Raw genomic sequence first — 1734 nt, 5'->3', positions numbered from 1 at the left:
CGTATTGCCTCGCCCAAGAGTGTTCCCAAAGAACAATGCCGTTGCCTCACTCGGATGTTCTCGATTGCCTCACACTGGTTGTTCCTGAGATTTCGCCTCTGCCCATCCCGTCTTGCTCGGGGATGATCTCACCGCACGACCTGTACAATTTCCGTCCGCGCGGCATCGGCGAATGGCCCGAACACCAACGCATTGGCTTGCGTACTGCGCCAGATTTTCATTCGACGCTGCACGGTCCGAATGAGGCCGTCGGGATACACGCCGGGATATTTGACCTGCAAGCGTTCAAGCAACTCTCGTGACGTTCGCCAAGGCTCTGCCTCGAACCATTCCTCAAGCTCGGCAGTGACAGCAAGGAGAGGATCGGGTCTGCGCCGCTCTCGCTTGACCGCCGGCTTGGGGCGGGCGGTCGGGTTCACTTCCCCACCACGCCACGCAATCCGCAACCCGGACAGAAAGTCTTCGAGCGGCAATGCCTCGCCGTCGGCGGCAGCCGAACCGTCCGGCTTGTCGGCGATGTCGACCAACCTCTCTTGTGCCAGGCGTATGTCGCGCAGCAGCCGAACCGGATCGAGCGTCAGGTACATCGCCTTGAGGCGAAGGCGCGTATCCTCCGGCGTGCGTGCATCGTCAAGCAGCCGCTGATAGGGCGTGGCGGGACGATGATACCGCTTGATCACCCTGGCTCCGTCACGATGCTTTTCTTTCAACTTAAACGATGGCTGAAAGAAATTGATGAACAACCGCATCGAGGAATAAAGCTTGGCTAGCTCCCGTGTGGCTTGCAGTCCCTCGAAGCGTCGATATCCAACGATCTTACGCACGACCGCGCCATTCTTCTGCTCGACAAATGCCTGGTCATTCTTCCGGTAGGGGCGGCAACGGGTGAGTTCGATATTATCGCGCAAGCAATACTCCTGAACGCTCTCGTTCATGAAGACGCTGTCGTTGTCGGTGTCGAAGCCCAGCAGCGGGAACGGCAGCAACTTGCGCAGTTCGGCCAACGCCGTGATCAGGACCGTTTGCTCGCGAACCAGCAGCGGCGCGCATTCCGTCCAGCCCGTGGCGATATCGGTCAACACGAGGGTTTGCGAGAAGGCGCCCTTTGCGTATGGGCCGGAATGAGAAACAAGATCCGCCTCGACAAAGCCGGGTGCGGGGTCATCCCAATCCGAGAAAGTCCGAACTGGAACACTACGCCGGATCGTCGTTGATCCTTTCCGCCGCCGCGGCCCGCTGGCACTCGCCTTAATGTCCTTGAGAACGCGATCAATCGTCGCTGGGCTCATCGTCAACAATTGCCGGCGCGTCTCGCTATCCATAGCGCCGTGTCCGTGGCGTTCCATCGCTTCGATCAGGCTTGGCAAGAGCGGGTGTAGTCGCTTCCCGCAGATTCGATCCGATGCCTCCCAAACGACGACGAGAGCGGCGCGCACCTCATCACCGTAAACCCGCCGCCCCGGCCGAGGACCACTCTTCGCCGGCGCGCAGTCTCTTCGCAGCAGTCGCATCGCATGCTTGCGATGAAAGCCCGTGAGGGCCACGAATTCGTCCAACATCCTCGCCTTTTCGGCCCGCCCGCCTAAAACATAGCGTCCACTGATCGCCGCCACCAATTCCGCTCGTGTCGCCATGCTCACCTTCCTCATCACAGCTCCCGAAGTTGTTGATTCGGGAGCAAATTAGATGAGGCAACAAACCAATTTTAGGGAGCAGTTCAGGCGAGGCAATGCG

1 protein-coding gene is annotated in these 1734 nt (G+C 59.6%); it reads right to left on the bottom strand.

The features are described 5' to 3' along the window. Positions 1-128 precede the first annotated feature (128 nt). Positions 129-1649, bottom strand: a complete 1521-nt coding sequence (locus AC0L2U_RS34625) for an integrase catalytic domain-containing protein (RefSeq protein ID WP_473603690.1) — start codon at positions 1647-1649, stop codon at positions 129-131. Positions 1650-1734 lie beyond the last annotated feature (85 nt).

It is taken from the genome of Mesorhizobium sp. WSM4808 (genome assembly GCF_055811675.1).
This window is presented reverse-complemented; position numbering and strand designations above follow the sequence as displayed.